Source organism: Bradyrhizobium sp. LB14.3 (assembly GCF_040547985.1).
GTDB lineage: Bacteria > Pseudomonadota > Alphaproteobacteria > Rhizobiales > Xanthobacteraceae > Bradyrhizobium.
In genome coordinates, this window is the sequence record NZ_JBEPQT010000009.1 from 174,099 (window position 1) to 191,819 (window position 17,721).

At 61.9% G+C, this 17,721-nt stretch carries 17 protein-coding genes and 2 pseudogenes; 11 read left to right on the forward strand and 8 right to left on the reverse strand.

Annotated features, from left to right (window positions below; translation table 11 throughout):
• Positions 1-37: 37 nt before the first annotated feature.
• Genes ABIB00_RS19140 through ABIB00_RS19150 form a run of 3 tightly spaced genes read left to right on the forward strand, consistent with a single transcriptional unit; the run spans position 38 to position 2,077 of the window.
• The gene (locus ABIB00_RS19140; protein ID WP_354105426.1) at positions 38-805 is read left to right on the forward strand and encodes a ribonuclease H family protein; all 768 of its coding nucleotides are present in this window, start codon (positions 38-40) and stop codon (positions 803-805) included.
• Entirely contained in the window at positions 688-1,806 is a 1,119-nt protein-coding gene (locus ABIB00_RS19145; protein WP_354105427.1) for a carbohydrate porin, read from the forward strand. Before ABIB00_RS19140 ends, ABIB00_RS19145 begins: the two co-directional genes overlap by 118 nt.
• 52 nt (positions 1,807-1,858) lie before the next feature.
• On the forward strand, positions 1,859-2,077 hold the full coding sequence (locus ABIB00_RS19150; RefSeq protein ID WP_354105428.1) for a hypothetical protein: 219 nt from the start codon (positions 1,859-1,861) through the stop codon (positions 2,075-2,077).
• A gap of 92 nt (positions 2,078-2,169) precedes the next feature.
• Here the strand turns inward: ABIB00_RS19150 and ABIB00_RS19155 are convergent.
• Positions 2,170-4,378, reverse strand: a pseudogene (locus tag ABIB00_RS19155) (ATP-binding protein).
• Positions 4,379-4,652: 274 nt separating this feature from the next.
• Here ABIB00_RS19155 and ABIB00_RS19160 point away from each other — a divergent pair.
• The 6 genes from ABIB00_RS19160 to ABIB00_RS19185 all read left to right on the forward strand — a co-directional run bounded on the left by ABIB00_RS19160 (position 4,653) and on the right by ABIB00_RS19185 (position 8,809).
• Complete coding sequence (locus ABIB00_RS19160; protein ID WP_354105429.1) at positions 4,653-4,892, forward strand: hypothetical protein; 240 nt, start codon at positions 4,653-4,655, stop codon at positions 4,890-4,892.
• The gene (locus tag ABIB00_RS19165; protein WP_354105430.1) at positions 4,889-5,098 is read left to right on the forward strand and encodes a hypothetical protein; all 210 of its coding nucleotides are present in this window, start codon (positions 4,889-4,891) and stop codon (positions 5,096-5,098) included. Before ABIB00_RS19160 ends, ABIB00_RS19165 begins: the two co-directional genes overlap by 4 nt.
• Positions 5,099-5,617: 519 nt before the next feature.
• Entirely contained in the window at positions 5,618-6,409 is a 792-nt protein-coding gene (locus ABIB00_RS19170; RefSeq protein WP_354105477.1) for an alpha/beta fold hydrolase, read from the forward strand.
• 34 nt (positions 6,410-6,443) lie between these two features.
• A complete protein-coding gene (locus tag ABIB00_RS19175; RefSeq protein ID WP_354105478.1) occupies positions 6,444-7,547 on the forward strand; it encodes a PAS domain-containing sensor histidine kinase in 1,104 nt (367 codons plus the stop codon).
• Positions 7,548-7,628: 81 nt separating this feature from the next.
• Complete coding sequence (locus ABIB00_RS19180; protein ID WP_354105431.1) at positions 7,629-8,342, forward strand: Crp/Fnr family transcriptional regulator; 714 nt, start codon at positions 7,629-7,631, stop codon at positions 8,340-8,342.
• A 35-nt stretch (positions 8,343-8,377) separates the two neighbouring features.
• Positions 8,378-8,809, forward strand: coding sequence for a DUF6894 family protein (locus tag ABIB00_RS19185; protein WP_354105432.1), 432 nt, complete (start codon positions 8,378-8,380; stop codon positions 8,807-8,809).
• A gap of 81 nt (positions 8,810-8,890) precedes the next feature.
• Here the strand turns inward: ABIB00_RS19185 and ABIB00_RS19190 are convergent, their stop codons facing one another.
• Positions 8,891-9,178, reverse strand: coding sequence for a hypothetical protein (locus ABIB00_RS19190; protein WP_354105433.1), 288 nt, complete (start codon positions 9,176-9,178; stop codon positions 8,891-8,893).
• A gap of 684 nt (positions 9,179-9,862) precedes the next feature.
• On the opposite strand from ABIB00_RS19190, the pseudogene ABIB00_RS39105 reads away from it, so the two are divergent.
• Positions 9,863-10,026 (forward strand): annotated as a pseudogene (locus tag ABIB00_RS39105) (DNA polymerase/3'-5' exonuclease PolX); the annotation flags it as partial.
• Here ABIB00_RS39105 and ABIB00_RS19195 read toward each other — a convergent pair.
• The 6 genes from ABIB00_RS19195 to ABIB00_RS19220 form a co-directional block, all read right to left on the reverse strand.
• Positions 9,984-10,436, reverse strand: a complete 453-nt coding sequence (locus ABIB00_RS19195) for a hypothetical protein (RefSeq protein ID WP_354105434.1) — start codon at positions 10,434-10,436, stop codon at positions 9,984-9,986. The pseudogene ABIB00_RS39105 and the gene ABIB00_RS19195 overlap by 43 nt on opposite strands.
• A gap of 350 nt (positions 10,437-10,786) precedes the next feature.
• A complete protein-coding gene (locus ABIB00_RS19200; RefSeq protein ID WP_354105435.1) occupies positions 10,787-11,278 on the reverse strand; it encodes a VOC family protein in 492 nt (163 codons plus the stop codon).
• Positions 11,259-13,022: an MOSC domain-containing protein gene (locus ABIB00_RS19205; RefSeq protein WP_354105436.1), complete on the reverse strand. Its 1,764-nt coding sequence runs from the start codon at positions 13,020-13,022 to the stop codon at positions 11,259-11,261. Before ABIB00_RS19205 ends, ABIB00_RS19200 begins: the two co-directional genes overlap by 20 nt.
• A gap of 41 nt (positions 13,023-13,063) precedes the next feature.
• The gene (locus ABIB00_RS19210; RefSeq protein ID WP_354105437.1) at positions 13,064-13,870 is read right to left on the reverse strand and encodes a DUF427 domain-containing protein; all 807 of its coding nucleotides are present in this window, start codon (positions 13,868-13,870) and stop codon (positions 13,064-13,066) included.
• A gap of 66 nt (positions 13,871-13,936) precedes the next feature.
• A complete protein-coding gene (locus ABIB00_RS19215) occupies positions 13,937-14,830 on the reverse strand; it encodes an alpha/beta fold hydrolase (RefSeq protein ID WP_354105438.1) in 894 nt (297 codons plus the stop codon).
• On the reverse strand, positions 14,817-15,527 hold the full coding sequence (locus ABIB00_RS19220; RefSeq protein WP_354105439.1) for a TMEM175 family protein: 711 nt from the start codon (positions 15,525-15,527) through the stop codon (positions 14,817-14,819). The genes ABIB00_RS19215 and ABIB00_RS19220 overlap by 14 nt, the downstream gene beginning before the upstream one ends.
• Positions 15,528-15,616: 89 nt before the next feature.
• Here ABIB00_RS19220 and ABIB00_RS19225 point away from each other — a divergent pair, with 89 nt between their 5' ends.
• Positions 15,617-17,608, forward strand: coding sequence for a BTAD domain-containing putative transcriptional regulator (locus tag ABIB00_RS19225; protein ID WP_354105440.1), 1,992 nt, complete (start codon positions 15,617-15,619; stop codon positions 17,606-17,608).
• The last annotated feature ends 113 nt before the right edge of the window (positions 17,609-17,721 follow it).

The following is a 17,721-nucleotide window of genomic DNA, read 5'->3' on the forward strand; positions in this document are numbered from 1 at the left end:
GACACGCTCCCCACAGTCAGTCTCCACGAAGGCCTCCATGTCCCAATATTCGCTCGATGCATTGCGTCAGCGCTATGTCGTCGAGAAAAGACCGCTCGAGGCCAGCGTCGAGCAGATCTTGCGGGCCGACACCCGCGCGGGAGCCCGTGCCATCCTGGCTTCGATCGATAAGCGGCGTTTTGAAAACAGGTCCGAAGGGCAGCGCCTGCGCAAGATCCTCGGTTTCGAAACCTCTCTCTGGGAGAGCGGCGTTCAGGCCGTGGCAGGCGTGGACGAGGCCGGAATGAGCCCTCTCGCCGGGCCAGTCTCCGCCGGCGCCGTGATCCTGAAGCCCGGTACGCGGATAGTCGGGATCGACGACTCGAAGAAACTCGACGCTGCGGCTCGCGAGGAACTCGCGAAGGAGATCAAGGAAAAGGCTGAGAGTTGGTGTATTTCCACGTGTGTCATCTTGTTTCTGGCAGCCGGTGCCGGCGCTCAGGAGGATAAGAAGACCGACGACGACAAGCCGGCCGATCCGGATACGGGTGAGAGCACCGTGGAGGAAAAGACGCTCGGCCTCCTCCCCAATCCGCTGCAGAAGTTCGGCGTGAAGTTCGCGGCCACTTACATCGGGGAGACGCTTGGCAACCCTTTCGGCGGTCTGAAGCAGGGTGCCATCTACGAAAAGGCCGCCTCAACCTCGCAGTGGATGTCGATCTGCAGAAGCTCGTCGGCGTCGACAAGCTCACCTTTCACGCCAACATGTTCCAGATCCATGGCGACGGCCTGTCCCGGAGCAATCTTCAGAACTTCTTCGTCGTGAGCGGAATCGAGGCTCTGCCCGCAACACGTCTTTACGAAGCCTATTTCGAAAAGCAGTGGGGTGCGCAGAGGATCTCGCTTAAATTCGGCCAGCTCGCCGCCGATAGCGAATTTTTCAACACCAGATATACCGACGTGTTCACCAACGCCTCGCTGGGTTGGCCCGCGATCACCTCGCTCGATCTTCCCAGCGGCGGACCTTCGCCACCTTTGGCGGCGATGGGCGCAAGGCTACTGGTCAACGTGACCGACCAGCTTTCCATTTTGGGCGGGATCTCCGACGGCGACCAGGCGGGCCCCGGATCGGGCGACCCCCAGGAGCGCAATCGCTACGGTGTGAATTTCCGCGTCAACGATCCGCCGTTGCTCCTAGGTCAGATCCAGTACGCTTGGAACAACAAGAAGGGCGATCCCAACCTTACTGGCCAGATCAAGTTCGGCGGGTGGCGGCACTTCGGCTCTTTCGCCGATCAACGGCTCACTTCGAATGGAGCCTCACTCGCCGCTCCCGGCAGTAGCGGCGAGCCCCTAATGCTGGCAGGAGATATCGGTGGTTGGGCGGTCTTCGAGCAACAGATTTACCGCGTGCCTCACAGCGACGATCGTGGAATCGGTGTGTTCGCAAGGGCCGCCGGCGCGCCCGCTGATCGCAACCTGATTGATCTCTACGCCGATGCCGGCGTGGAATTCATCGGACTTCGCGACGACCGTCCCGACGACAAGTTCGGGATCGCTGGGGGTTATGCCCACGTCTCCAAACGGGCGCGCGCTCTCGACACCGATTATCGCACGTTCGTCAATCCGAAGTGGCCAGTGCGAAGCTTCGAAGGTTTGCTCACAGCGGCCTATCAGTATCAGATCAAGGATGGCTGGACCGTACAGCCAAACTTCCAATACATCGTACATCCCGGAGGTGGGGCTGCCTTAACCGCCGGCCCGCTGGCCGGTAAGGCCCTAAAGAGTGCATCGGTCTTTGGCCTACGCACGACCCTCAAATTCTAAGAGCGGCCGCTCGCAGTTAGAAGTTTAGTGACGGTTTCAGCCGGAACGAGTGATGTTCGATGCGGTTGTACTCATATGCCCCGCTACCACTTCGATCTTGTCCATAGCCAAACCGTCGTCGATCAGCGGCGGGCAGTTGCTGGAAGACAACGCAATGGCCATTCAGGTGCGGACCGGCTGGCGCAAGAGCTTTCTGACGCCCGACCTGAACTCCGGGGCCGCGGCTATAAGGTGTGGGTCACCGACGCTGATGGTGAGCACGTCCACGTAGCACCTCTTAACCCGTTCAAGCTAATCTAGCCGCGCCGATATTCGCAGTGCGCCAGCGGACGCGTCAAACAGACAAGCGCTCCGCTTAGCTGATTAGTCGGCCTTTGCGTCGAGCACATCGCGGATCTTCGCAGCCAGTTCGCTAAAGCTGAATGGTTTGACGATCAACTGCACGCCCTTGTCCAGCCGACCGTGGTGAATGATGGCATTACGCGCGTATCCCGTCGTGAACAGCACCTTCAAGTTGGGACGAACAGTCTTCGCTTGAGCTGCAACCTGCGCGCCGGTGAGGCCGCCTGGTAGGACGACGTCGGTGAAGAGCAGATCGACCCGAGGCTGTCGCTCGAGCAGGCGCAAAGCCGCCGGACCGTCATACGCCTCGATGACGCGATAGCCCAACTCACGCAGGCTATCGACCGAGTACGCCCTCACGTCCTCATCATCCTCCAGCACAAGGATGGTTTCCTCCTGGGCTGCTTCCGGACTGGGAAGCGATCCAGACTCCTCTTCACTCATTCCTTCGGCAACAATCCGCGGCAGATAGAGCTTCACGGTGGTGCCCTGTCCGACTTCGGAGTAGATCTTGACGTGACCCCCGGATTGCTTGACGAAACCATAAACTTGGCTGAGGCCGAGGCCGGTTCCCTTGCCCACCTCCTTCGTCGTATAGAAGGGTTCGAAAGCCTGGGCGATGGTCTTGGCGTCCATGCCGATGCCCGTATCCGTCACTGCGATGGCCACGTACTGGCCGGCCACGACTTCCCTGTGCGCGGCGACGTACGCTTCATCGATGTGCGCATTGCTGGTCTCTATGGTCAGGCGGCCACCGTTCGGCATGGCATCGCGGGCATTGACGGCCAGGTTGACGATCGCCGCTTCGAGTTCGGCAGGGTCGACCTCGACGCGCCAAACTCCCGCGCCCAGCACGGTCTCCACCGAAATCGTCTCGCTCAAGGTCCGATGCACCATCTCCGACAGACCGTTGACCAGCGCATTCACGTCGAGCGGTTTCGGATCGAGCGGCTGCCGACGGGAGAACGCAAGAAGTCGTTGCGTCAAAGCGGCCGCGCGCTGCGCCCCGTTCATCGCATGTTTGGCGGCGCGCAATAGCCGACCCGAGTCGGCGGGAAGATTGCGCTGAAGCGTATCGAGGTTGCCGATAATGACCTGAAGCAGATTGTTGAAATCGTGCGCGACCCCGCCCGTCAATTGACCGACTGCTTCCATCTTCTGGGACTGGCGAAGAGCCTCCTCGTTCTTGCGCAATTGATCGGTCCGCTCGGTGACCTGTTTCTCGAGCGTGGCATTCAGTTCGACGAGGGCTTCCTGCGCGCGCTTGCGCTCCTCGATTTCGCGCTGCATGGCCTGGGACAGGCGGACGTTGTCTATCGCCACGGCGGCCTCCGCAGCGAGGCCCGACAGACCTCGCTCGGATCTTTCGGTGAACACGCCCGTCTTTGCATGACCGAAGAACAAACCGCCAAGAACCTCCCCCGTGCGGGAAATTACCGACACAGCGAGATAGCTCCGGACGGGCAGATGCCCGTCCGGCATGCCCTTGCGCGGCGCATTCTTGCCGTAGCGGGGGTCCTTGGTAACTGTCGTCCGAACGAACGATTCCCTCGCCCCTGAATGTCGGTCCGAACACATCCGTGTTCCGAGGCATCGGGAATTTCGAGAAAGCTTCGAGAGGGGCACCCGAGAGCGTGTAGAGCGTGTAGCTCTCGCCCGCGCTATCGATGAGATTGTAGAAGAACGCGCCGAATTCCGCGCCGGAGAGCTCCACCCCCGCGTCGGTCACAATCTGCACAAGCTTCTGGAGGTCGGTCTGCAAAGCCAGCTCCGAGCCGGCCCGATTGAGGACTTCGAGCGCGTGACGCTCTTCCCTTATGATTTCTTCGGCGTCCCGCTGCGCCGTTCTGTCGCGCAGGATCTTGATGAAACCGACGACCTTCGACCCGTCCCGGATCGGGCTCAGCTCTCCCACAGCCCAGAAACGGCTGCCATCCTTGCGAATACGCCACCCTTCCTCGCCGCCACCCTTGCCGACCGAAATCGCGTCGTCGATCTCGCGGGAGAGCTGGGCGTGTTGGTCCTCGTCGGAGAAGATGCGGCTCAAGGATTTCCCGAGCATCTCAGCCTCTTCCCAACCGAGAATACTCGAAGCCCCCTTGTTCCAACTCGTCACCGCCCCGCGATGATCCGTCGTGATGATAGCTGTGTCAGTGGCGCCGTCGACGATCTGCCGCCACTGCCAGGCCGCTATTCCGGCGGCAGCATCCCCTTCACTGAGTTGCGCCATAATAACCCTTGGTTTTTCAAGCGAGCCGGATGCCGTCAATTGACCCGGCGCTCGCCGCTTTGTCTGAATTGTTTGGGTGATTGAGGCCGACCTCGGCTCGATGAAACACTTGAGATTGGCGCGAGTTCCAATACCGGCAGCGCTTTCGAATCCTTGCGCGGAGGTCTGAGCGCTACTCTTAAAAAGAGTTCCCGGAATGGAACAATTGCCTCGCGTTGCGCTTCTTCGTTGAAATCGCGCCACAGCGATATTGCGTTTAAGGAGGAGCAATTACATGCAGAACCGGCGCCGTTTCAAGCAGACGGTCTCCCTCGCGGAGCGTCTCTTCGCCTTTGCGGAAGAAGCACGCGAACGGGCTTCGTGTCTTCCTCCGGGACCGGCCCGGGAAGAGCTGATGAAGAAGGTTCGACAGGCCGAAATGGCGCTCCGGTTGGAGGGTCGGAGCGGCTCGGAAAACGAGCTGCCCTTCAAAACCGGCGACAATGATCCGCCCGCGGCAAGGAGGTATCCATGACCCATCTGGACGACCGCACCATGGCCAACCTGGACGTCGTGCTCGAGGACGTGTGTCGATCCATGCCGCATGGGGGCGATCACCAGTTAAGAAAGCTCATCGCGGAAAGACTACTCGACAGCGCGCTCGCCGGAAACAGAACCCTTGCCGGACTCACCGAAGTGGCGAAGGCCGCGCTGGCGGAGGCGACCCAGCAGTCCGCCTGACCTCCGGATTACGGGCTAGGGCGCAGATCGGTCGGACACCATCTGAAGCCGATCCGGGCAACGGTTGCTCGGGTTGGGAAGCGGCTGCGTTCGACGGCGATCCGCCGGAAATCCCAAGCATTGGTCCAACAGAGTGTAGGTCGTGGTCATGCAGAAGCCGCCGTTCAGACAAGACTATTTCCCTCGATGATCGCCTCGCGGACGAGCCGCTCCGCTTGCTCGGGAAGCCATGGCATGCCGGCTTGGCATGCCTAGACAGATCGCCATCGCCCTCTGGTCGCTGGCCACCGCGTGCGTGTGCGCCTTCGGTCTGGCGGCGATCGTAGCCCATCACTGAGCCACTCCCCTGCGATTAAAGCCCGGCCTTGCGGAACGGGCTGTATGGGCAATGGCCGCCAAGGGACGGACGGCGGTCGAACATACGATGGCGCCCGGATGAGCAATTCCTGCTGGGGCACTCGCAATGGCAAGGCGACGTCAGCTACAGTGCAGCCGCGGGCTGAAGGAAAAGGACTGTCGATGCCAGGAGCGATCGAGCGGAATAACGTCCACGTGCGCGGCGCCGGTGAGAGGGCGATGATGTTCGCCCACGGCTTCGGCTGCGATCAGAATATGTGGCGGTTCGTGGCTCCCGCTTTCGAGCACGACTTCCGGACCATCCTCTTCGATCACGTCGGTGCCGGCGGCTCCGACCTTCGCGCGTACGACCAAGCCAAGTATTCGAGCCTTGCCGGCTACGCTGACGATGTCGTGGAGATCGGCCGCGAACTGAACCTGCAGGACGCCGTATTCGTCGGCCATTCGGTCAGCAGCATGATCGGCGTGCTCGCCGCCGAGAAGGCGCCCGGCATGTTCGGTAAGCTGGTGCTGATCGGTCCCTCCGCCCGGTACACCGACGAGAAAGGCTACAAAGGGGGCTTCAGTGCGGAGCAGATCGAAGAGCTCTTGCAATTTCTGGAAGCCAACCACATGGGCTGGTCGGCCCAGATGGCCCCCATGATCATGGGCAATCCTGACCGGCCAGAGCTTGGCCAAGAGCTGACCAACAGCTTCTGCCGGACGGATCCTGAGATCGCCAAGGCTTTTGCCCGTGTCACCTTCACCTCGGACAATCGGGAGGACCTTGCCCGCGTCGCCGTGCCGACGCTCGTCCTCCAGTGCAGCGAGGACATCATCGCCGGCCAGGAGGTCGGCGACTTCGTCAACCGCACCATCCCGAAAAGCCGGATGATCGTGCTGCAGGCTACCGGGCATTGCCCCAATCTGAGCGCTCCGGACGAAGTCGTGTCCGCGATGCGAACCTTCGTGTGATCGCGTGAGCAACGTTCTGCTCGATTTCCGGGACATGGTCGATGACGCCCCGTGCGGGTACGTCTCGCTGTCGCCCGGCGGTCGGATCGAATATGTGAACCGGACTTTCCTCCGGTGGAGCGGCCATGCCCCCGACCAGATGATTGGAAAGCGCTTCAGCGAGTTTCTGACCATGGCGGGGCGCATCTACTACGAAACGCACATCGCGCCTCTCCTGCGGATGCAGGGCTCGTTCGAGGAATTTGCCATCGACGTGATCAAGGCCGATGGGCAGCCGCTGCAGATAATCGCCAACGCAAGCGAGCGGCGAGATGACGTTGGCAAGCCGCTGTCCATCCATCTCGCGCTGATCAGGGCCACCGACCGCCGCCGCTACGAACAAGAGCTTCTCCGTGCCCGTGAGCTGGCTCAAACGGGCGAGAGGTCGGCCGAAGTCAACCTGCAGCGCGAGCATGAGTCGTCCGAGCTGCGCGAACAGTTCATCGCGGTGCTCGGTCACGACCTGCGCAACCCTCTAGCTTCGCTGAGCGCGGGTGCACGGATCCTCGACCGAACGGTGCAGAGCGAGAAGGAGCACCAGATCATCGCCATGATGCAGACCACGGTCATGCGGATGGCAGGGCTGATCGATAACGTACTCGATCTGGCGCGCGGCCGGCTGGGCGGGGGGATCGGACTAAACCGGGACTTCGGAAAGCCATTGGAGCCTGTTCTCATGGGCGTAGTCGACGAACTCAGACTGGCCTCACCGGGCCGTGTCATCGAGGCCAAGTTCAAGATCGACCGTCCCGTGAATTGCGATAGCCAGCGGCTTGGCCAGATGCTCTCCAATCTCCTGGGAAACGCCTTGACTCATGGGTCTCCGACCAAGCCCGTGATCGTCCGGGGAGAGACGCTAGATGAATCCTTCGAACTCCAGGTCTCCAACGCCGGCCAGCCGATCCCAGCAGCCGCAATGGACAAGCTGTTCGAGCCTTTTTTCCGGGGAAACGCCCACGCCAGCCGCCAAGGGCTTGGACTGGGTCTCTATATTGCGTCCCAGATCGCCAAGGCCCACGACGGCGAACTAACTGTCTATTCGACGGCAGACGAGACTCGGTTTACATTCACCATGCCTCTCCCGCCCGCGGAGATTTGAACGGAGCCATGGCAAAGGCGCCTGGCTGCCAGAGACGATATCGCTATTTTTCCGCTATTCCTTTGGTGCACGGAGGCGGTCATGCCTGCCGGACTATTCAGCACGCGCGTCAACGACGCCGTCGGTCTGTCGCGTAGCGACCGCGACCGCCTGAGATCGCTTCGCGTCACGGAGCGCACGCTCGATCACCGTGAACCGCTATCCCGCGAAGGCGAGATCGCCACGCAGTGCGCGATCGTCCACGACGGCTTTCTCGCCAGCTACAAGATCGCTTCGGATCGGGAGCAGATAATCGCGTTTCACGTCCCCGGCGATTTTCCTGATCTGCAGGCCGTCTACGCTCCCGTTCTCGACCGCGGCATCATCAGCATCGGGCCTGCGAGGGTCGGCTTGATCTCCCATTCGGAGCTGAAGCGCGTGATCTCCGCCTCCCCGAACCTGGCCGGCATCTTCTGGCGCGAGACGATTATCGAAACGACGATCCTGCGTGAATGGATCTGCAATATCGCGGCGCGGGATGCACTCGCCTCCATCTCCCACCTCATCTGCGAGCTCGCCTCTCGTCTGGACGCCGTCGGTCTGGTCAAAGACGATAGTTTCCACCTTCCGCTCACCCAACAGGACCTCGCGAACGCATCCGGCTTTTCAGTGGTGCACGTCAACAGGACTCTGCAGGAACTCCGAAGACGCCGCCTGCTCTCCTGGGAAAGCCGGACAGTGACGCTTATGGATTTCGCGGAGCTGAAGCGCATCGCCGAGTTTGAACCCGCCTACCTCCAGAGCAGACCGCTTTAGGAACGGTTCCGGTCTCCCTGCGTTCGCATCCTTCGATGCCACGCTATTTCTTTCATGTCCGGGGCACGCGACCGTACCAGGATGACGGCGGCGTCGATTTGACCGACGATGCGGTGGCGTGGAACGAGGCCAAGAGGTTCGCTCGGGATATCGAAAGCAACCTACAGCCCGCTGATAGTTGGCAGCTCGAGGTGCACCGCGACGGTGGTCCAATCTACTTCCTGACGATCAACGCCAGTGAAGGCGCGCTGCGATCCGGGATGGGATACAACGAAGCCTGTTCAGCAATCGCATCCATCTGCCGGGAGCAGGCCGGCGCAGACCCGGCTCACCGCGATTTCTGGCGTTCTGAATCGGAAGACTGGTCTGCTCGATCGCAAGACGGAAAGCCGAACGCCGCCGTCACGCATGAGGTGAGTGAGGGCCGATTGATTCCGAAACAAGCCAAGGACGAGAAAAAGCCCTGATTGGTTACGCTTGCCCCTTATTGCCGTGCCCCGGTGGGGGAGACAGCCAACACCGAAGGCTGTCTCCACGTTGCTAAAGCCTCATTTGCGGTCCGGCTGCTTGACGGCAGGGCCGCTTTTGTTGCCGGGTAGCCCTTTTACGTTCGACGTATCCTGCTGCTGGACGGTGGGATTGGTCCCGGTCGCTGACCCGACCGTATCGCCGGGTTTGGCGGCGGGTCCGTTCTTGTTGCCCGGCTGGCCGGCGATCCCCGTGCCCGAATTTTGCGCGCTCGGCGCTGCGGAAACGTCCGGCTTGGTCGTTTGAGCGAAGGCGGTGGAAGTCGCGATGACGAGGGTAGTCGCAATGATAGGTACGGTTCGTTTCATGGCGTTTATCCTCCGGGACGTATGTTTGGTAAGGCGGGAAGCGCCTTCCGTTCCCGGGCAACGTGGAGACCTGCCGCACGTTCCCGTGACGCGCCATTCGCGGCCCCGCCCCCGTGCAATTTTGCGGAAAGAAATCTTATATGGCGAGACCGATCGAAAGCGCGCCTCGCCAATTGCTGAACGGTTCCAGGAGCCAATTTTTTGGCTGAGAGCGAATCCTTCATCGGAGCAGCAAGGACCTCGATATGCGCTCCTGCTCGATCTCAGAACCGCAGCATTCCGAACATGAAAAGCAAGACGATGGTGAAGGGCTGAACCAGCGGAGAACCGAGACAACCCAAACGATTTGAAAAGAAAAAGAACATGCCCGACTCGCGGCGACCCGTCCTTTGCTGGCCAACTGATCCTTCCTTGAGGGCGTCGAACAGTCCCTGCTAATCGTTCAACAGGGACCCGATCAGGCGAAGCAGAGCCTGGTGTTCTGGACCGTGCGCTCCAGTGCGGAGGAATTGTCCGATATCCACCATCGAAGTTCGACCACCGGAGTCGGCGTTCGGCTTATGCTCCACCATCGGGACGCCCGAGTCGGGATCCATGACCATCCGCCAGACATCGCCGTTGGCACTTTCGTAGAGGATCTTCGAAGCCATAACTGTCAATCGCACTGAGGTCCGTGACGTTCCTAATGCGGACGCGTACTCCGTCTGCGAGCTCGACCACATGCACTGGGGCGTCGAGATGGCCGGAAGGGCGGCGTCGCCGCCGACCGGGTCCTGAACGCGATGAAGCTTCCCGAGATCACGCGCTACTTCCGCCAGAAGCGGCGCTCAATCGCCCGCACCGCCTGATGCTGCAGGCTCACGATCTCTCGCTCGAGGAAAGGTGGCGGCAGTCGCCGCCGATCGGTTCGGATCTGCAAGGCGCCGGTCACGATGCCTTCGACGATGGCGGCCCAGGGCGCCACTCCGCCCAGCTTGCCGACCGCGGTGATGAGCTTGACGCGGCCCTCGCCGGCGGCGGGCGCTGCGCGCTCGCGGATGGCGATCAGAACGGCCTTGGCCGAGGATTCACGGTAGTAAGGCTTGCGCGGCAGCATTGCGGCGGCCGGCCCCTGGGCGCGCTGGTCAGCTCGCGATCGGCGAGATCTTCGATTGCCGAAGCAAACACCCGCAGCAGCGCCGTCACCATCCTGCCGGTTACGGCATCCTTGTAGACCGCCGTGCTTCCGGCGGCCCAGCTCGGCCGACAGCGCGTCCATGGTCAGCCAAGCTCCGCCTTGGGCGTCCGCCAGCCGCGGAACGCTGCGGCGGACGAATCCGTCGTCGCGGATACGGGGCGCAGTACGCACGCGTTCTGGACGGATTTCAACGAGACTAACGGCCTCGATGTGGCATACACCAGTTTTTCTCACTTCATCGCAGTAATCGGGTTTGCGCGTGATCCTGGCACAGGTCTGTTCCGGCGAATACGACCAGCTTGATTCCAACCGGCATAGTGAACCTGAAGTCATAATGGATCTGAGACCCAGAACCCAGCGATGTCCGGGCAAGCCATCCTTGCATAAGCTTCGCGGCGGGACGCGGGAAAGGCCAGTGCTTCAAGGGTCAATTATGGGCTGCGGTAACCGCGTTCCTGGAGAAGCCAATGATTGCCGTCCGGGTCGAAGAATTCGCAGAAGCTCGCGTAATCCTTCCGAGCCGCATCGAGTCCGGGCGCGAAACTGCCGTCCCATGCATCGATTGGGGACTTGTGTCTGATGTCGCCGACGGCCACGCCCCGCTCGCTCAGTAGGTTGCGTGCGACCTCGACGTCGTTCACGACGAGATAGATGTTCTGCACGGATCCCGGAGGAGCGGCGGTGATTCCTTTGCCGATCTGAATCGAACAGCCGGAGCCCGGAGGTGTGAGCTGCACCACGCGGAACGCGTCGGTCGGCGCATAATCCACGTCAAGAGCGAAGCCTACCTGGTTAACGTAGAACCGAAGCGCACGATCTACATCGCTCACCGGAAGTACGACTACCTCGACCGAAAATTTGATCGCTGTGTTTGTTGCCTTCATTGCGCGTGCATCCATGGTTTCAAAGATCGATGACGACATCGTTCGTCGGCTGCGAGCAACAGATCAGCACGTTGCCTTCCGGCGGCATGTCGAGGGGCTGCGGTTCATAGTCGGCCGCGCCCGATATCAGGCCACTCTCGCAGTTGTGGCAAATGCCGGTCCGGCACGACCAGCGCACCGGCACGTCGCATGCCTCGGCGAGCTCCAGGATGTTTCGATAGGTCGAAGCGTTCCAGTGCGCGGCAACGCCGCTGCGTGCGAACGAGACCAGCGGACCGGTTGCGGCATCGTCGGTCGGCGGATGTGGTGCGCGCGGGTTGGCGCCGACGATGCCGGGATTGAGCGCCTCGCCACCGTTGAAAATCTCGAGATGCTGCCGCTCCGGCGCCACGCCATAGGCGGCGAGCGCCGCCTTCATGTCGGTCATGAAGCGATTGGGCCCGCAGAGATAGACGTCCGCGTCGCGCGGCATCTCGATCGCATCGAATATTGATCGCGACAGATGCCCGGCGGCATCAAAGTCATAGCCCAGTCTGTCTTGCGCGCCGGGGCGGCTGTAGCAGACATAGAGGCGGCCTTGGGGAAGCGCGCGTATCAGGCGCTGAACTTCGGCGGCGAAGGGATGATGCTGTCGGTCGCGCGCGGCATGCAGCCACAGGATCGGCCGCGGCGACCGCGCCTCCGCCAGCGCCGACAGCATCGCCAGCACCGGCGTCGCGCCGATTCCGGCGCTGAGCAGCACCACGGGTCGTTCGCCGGATTGCAGGATGAAGCTGCCGCGTGGCGAGCTGACGTCGATGACTGCGCCGGTTCGGACATGGTCGCGGATATAGGCGCCGGCGGCCCCGTCCGGCTCGATCTTGACGCTGATGCGACATTGTTCCGTCGACGGAGGGCCAGACAGCGAGTAGCTGCGCAGCAGCGGAGGACGGTCTCCGGACATCCGGAGCCGCAGCACGACATACTGGCCAGGCAGGGCCGGGAGCAGCTTCCTGCCGTCCGGATCGCGCATCGTCAACGAGAGCACATCGGCGGATTCCCGTTCGATCGCGGTGATCGCGAGCGGGCGAAATCCCGGCGCAACCAGATGCGCGGCGGATGCAGGCGCGAGCCCCGCATTGCCGCTTGCGTGGCCGGCTGCCTGGCTTTTGAGTACGGCTTCGAACGACCAGCGCCATCCTGGCGAAAGCGCTCCGATCCGCAAGGCGCGCTCAAGGCGCTCGCGCGGATGCTCAGACGAATAGAGCAGGGCGTTGATCTCGGCGACGGTCATGCGCTCGTCCGCCTCGCCGACCTTGACGATCGCGTCGCCGGCGCCGACCTCGCCCTCCGCGAGGACGCGGAAGTAGAAGCCCGGCCGCCCGCTCGACGTCAGCAGGGCCGGCATGCGCGGCTCGCCGAGCCGGATGCCCACGCGGTAACAGGTCACGCGCGGCTGCGTCACCTCGAACAAGGCGTTGCCGATGCGGTAGCGGTCGCCGATGCACACGGCATCGTCAGGCAGGCCCTCGATGGTGAAATTCTCGCCGAACTGGCCGTGGACGAAGTCGGCGCGCTGCAGCTTGTCCTGCCAATGGCGGTAGGACTCTATCTGGTAGACGAGCACGGCGCGCATCTCCCCGCCATGACCGGCGAGGTCGCCCTGGCCGTCGCCGGCGAGGTTGAGACGGCCGACCTTGCAGCGGCCAGGCACCGGCTCCTTCCAGATGCCGGTATGCACCGTGCGGCTCTTCCACGCGATGTCGCGCGGCAGTCCGACATTCACCGAAAGCAGTCGCGCCATGCCCAGCTCCGCTTCAGATGGTTTGGCCTGGCCAGCCGAGGTCATGCGCGGGCGAACTCTTCGACATCGAGGTTTCGGTCGGGACCGTGCGGCACCACCGACTGCCCCGGCTCAAGTCGAAGCTGAACGCCGTCCAACCGGACCGTGACGATGTCAGCCTCGAACGAGACCATGTTGGAGATGCGGCGCACCTCGGGATAGGGGTCCGGATACGACCACGCCGCCTGACGCGCCTCGCCGATGGAAAAGTAGCTGCACAGCCCCTTGTAGGGGCAGAAGGTCTGCAGCTTCACCGGCGCAAGCGCCTCTTCGGCGACGTCTTCGCGCGGAACGTACCAGCGCGGCGCGAAACCCGACTCATAGAGCACAAGCGGCCGCCTGGTCTCGGCGACCAGTCGGTCGCCGTCGTGAACCACAAGATTGCGGGAAGCCTGGCGAATGTCGATACGGTGGTAGGGATCGGCGGCGTGTCCGACGATCCGCTCGTCCTCCTCATAGAACGCATCCATCGCGCGCCAGGCGAAGGCAATGCGCCCCTGCAGATCGCTGGCGTGGGCCGGAAGATCGGTGTGCTGCCACGCCCCGCGCGCCGCTACGTGTTCGTCGTCGGCGCGGACGCTGTACCAAGAGGTAGCTCCGAGATCGGCATGCTGGGTGACCTGCTCGGCGCGCTCCAAGACGCCCGGCGCGATATCGGCCTCAGGGAAGTAAGCGACCGGATAACGGGCCGGCTCGAACAGGAGCAGAACGTTTTCGCTGTCGGCGACCCAGGCGCCCCCGAAACGCACCCGCATCCGCCGCCGCAGCCGTTCGACGTAAAGCAATCGCTTCGGCAAGCGCTCGGGCACGATGAAGCGCCCGACAGCGCCGGTTGATAGCGGACCTTGTTGCCAGGATAATCCCATGGGGCTCTCCTAATGCTCGAGGGGCTGAGAGATCTTTTGCTGTCCCCCAGGATCACCCAAGGATTCGTTGATGGCCTGGGCGATTTCGGCGCAGTTCGTCTCCAGCGCGAAGTGGCCGGTGTCGAAGAACCGAACCGTTGCCGCCGGAATGTCTCGCTTGAATGCTTCGGCACCGGCCGCAAGGAAAAACGGATCGTTCTTCCCCCACACCGCCAGGAATGGCGGCTTATGGGTCCGGAAATATCGTTGGAACGAGGGGTACAGCGCAATATTGGTCTTGTAGTCGCCGAGAAGGTCGAGCTGAATTTCGTCCGCTCCGGCACGTGCCAAGTAAAAATTGTCGAGATTCTGGCCGTCCGGCGACACGATCGAGGGATCGGGAACGCCTTTGGTATATTGCCAGGCGGTCGTTTCGGGCGTGAGAAAGGCGCGCAGCGCTTCCCGGTTCGCTTGCGACGCGTTCTCCCAGTACGCCCTGATCGGAGCCCACCCGTCACTGAGGCCCTCTTCGTAGGCATTGCCGTTTTGCGAGACGATCGCGGTGATGCGTTCCGGGCGCCGGACTGCCATCCGGAAGCCGGTCGGCGCACCGTAATCGAAGACGTAGAGAGCGAAGCGGTCGTACTCGACGATCTCCGTAAAACGCTCGATCACCCGAGCGATGTTCTCGAACGTGTAGAGAAACTTCTCCCGCACCGGCATTTCGGATTGACCGAAGCCGGGAAGATCTGGCGCGATCACGTCAAATCTTTCGGCGAGCAGCGGAATCAGATCGCGGAACATATGGCTGGCTGTCGGAAAGCCGTGCAAGAGGAGCAGCTTCGGGGCGCCGGGATTTCGCGCTTCGCGATAGAAGATGGTGATGCCGCTAACTTCGACCGTCTTGTATCTAACCGGATTCATCAGACGCTCCTATCATCCGGGCTGGACTGAGATAAACGAACAGGCAAAGACAGATCAGCGCCAAGCCGACGATCGGATAGCGAAGCGCTACGATTCCTGCGGCGGCGAACACCGCCAGCGTCGCAAGCGAGCGCATGCGCATCATCGATCGGACTTTCCGCTCTACTTTGTGGGGTGCGGATCGGTCGACGGCCTCAAGGCACAGCAGCAGATACGTCGCGTTGACCAAGAAGAAATCACCGGCATAGAAAGCTACGGCGGCGGCGCTCAGTCGAGTGGTCGCGACCCATGCAGTGGCGAATGGGATCAACGAGACGGCGAACAGATGCGCAAAGTTTCCCCATATCAAACGTTGCGTCGCAGCATCGGGAAATCTCAAAAGGTGATGGTGATTCACCCAAACGATCGCGATGAACAGGTAGCTGATGACGTAGCTGATCGCGGTCGGCCAAAGTTCCAGGAACGCTGCTAAGCTGGCCTCCCTCGGAGGATGGAGTTCCAGCACCAGAACCGTGATGATCACGGCGAATACGCCGTCGGAAAAGGCGTTCATTCTCTCAGGAGTGGCTATCTCCCTATTCACCATCCCACCACGTCCTGGGCGTATTGGTCTTGGCAGGCCAGCGCCCGACTTGTCCGAGCACCGGCCAGCGGCGGGCGAGACATGTGATTGATCACGTTCAACTTCCTTCTTCATGGCACGGCTTCGATGTGTTAAGCGCACGGTAGCCAGAAGGTGTCCTACTCCCCGCTGTGTAAGCGGTCCTCGTTGGAGCGAGCGTTGGAGTGACCGTGGAAATGGCTCATCAGTCGACGGATCGCGTGCAGTTGCTGGGACCGCTCCAGGTCATCCGCGACGATGTCCCCTTGAATCAGCCGCCCTCGCGTAAAGTCCGGGCTCTTCTTGCGTATCTGGCAATGTCGCCGCGCCCGATCACCCGCGAGAAGCTATGCGAGTTGTTTTGGGATGTCGCGGACGATCCACGGGGCGAACTGCGCTGGTGTCTTTCCAAGCTGCGCTCCCTCATGGACAGGCCGACCGAGAGGCGGATCGTCGCCGACCGCAAGCAGGTATGGATCGACGCAGGTTCGCTCGAGGTCGATGCCCAGTCCGTCGCCCAAAGGATGCAGAAGGCCTTGGCGAACGGGTCGCCCGGAGAGCTTCGGTCGCTGTTGACGTTGTTCAAGGGCGAGTTTCTCGAAGGTCTCGCGGTCGATGGCGCTCCTTCGATCGAGAACTGGCTTGGCGGCCAGCGGCACCGTTTCCGGCAAATGCGCCAGCAGCTTCTCGAACGCCTCACTTCGGTGCTGCCGCCGGAGAGCGAGGAACGTATCGAATTCTTGCGAGAATGCATCGATTTGGCGCCGTTCGACGAAGCGGTCCACCTCGAACTTGTTCGCGCGCTGCTCCGTCGCGGCCTTGATACGGAGGCTCAGCACCACATCGAGTTGTCCTTGGCGCGTTTTCGCGCTGAAGCCATCGATCCGGGGCCGCTCGAGACCGCGTTCGCGGCAGCGCGGCGGGGCCGCTCGAGGCCTGCCGTCGCGAGCTTGATCGAAAACGCGCGTTTCGACGCTCCCCCGAGGCCACCAACGAGGCACATGGGAAAATCCACTCTGCTTTTGCTGCCTTTCACGGCGGCGCCGGAAGGCATGGCGGACGCCCACAGCATCACCTGCGACATCATCTTCGGTTTAGCGAAACTGCGAAGCTTCAGCGTTATTGCCCGGGGGACGGCCTTTTCGTTGCGCAGCTTGCCTCCAGGAACGGCAGCCGCCCTGGTGAATGCGCAATACGTGGCGACCGGCCATTTGCGACGAGACGGGAAATGCTACATTGTTTCGGTGGAGTTGATCGACCCCACAAGCGATCGCATTTTCTGGGTCGACGAGTTCAGGTGCGATGCCGGCGATTCCTACGCTGTGCCTCCCGTGCTCGCGGCGCGCATTATAACGGGCCTCGATGCAGAGATCCATATTATCGAACGAAACCGTGCGCTGCTCACACCGCCAGCTTCGCTCGATGCGTGGCAGGCGTACCATAGAGGGCTAACTAGCATGTCTCGTTTCACAAGCGATGGTAACCTCGAGGCCCAGCACTTCTTCAGCATGGCGATCGCGCGCGATCCGACGTTTTCGCGGAGCTATGCGGGACTGTCGTTCACGCATTTTCACAACGCCTTTCATCTGAACGTGCGGGAATCGAGACGCGAGATCGCTTTGGCGTTGGAGACCGCCGAGCAGGCCCTCTTGGCGGATCCCAGCGACCCGGCGGCGCATTGCGCGGTGGGGCGTGCGAAGTGGCTGGCGTATGCCCACGTGGGAGCCGTCGACGGTCTCAATCGATCGGTCGATTTGAGTCCCAACTACGCGTTCGCTCACTACTCTCTCGCATTCGTGCAATGCCAGACCGGTCCCCCCGAGACCGCGATAGCTGCCGCCGATATCGCTGCCCGCCTCAGCCCGTTCGATCCCATGATGTTCGGAACCTATAGGGTGCGGACGTTCGCGTTGCTCCGTCTCGGCAAAGTGCAAGAGGCCGGAGAATGCGCCAAGCTCGTCGGGCTGAATGCCGGCGATCATGTGCATGCGCACGCGGTATCGGCGCTGACGCTCGCGGCGGCCGGACGGCTGGACGAAGCCCGCGCAGAGCGTCGACGCATCAGCGATCTAAGGCCGGACTACTCCTTTGCCCAATTCAGGGGGGTCCTCCACATGCTCGACGATCTCACCCAAATATACAAAAAGGCCGCGAGGCTACTGGAGATACCCGATTAGGATCGAGCGAATCCGGACAGCAAACGTTCACTTGGTGCGATTGAACGGTGCACGGGATCGTGAACCGAAAGGCTCGCAGCGTCCGTAACGATCGAACGCACGCCCCCGTACAG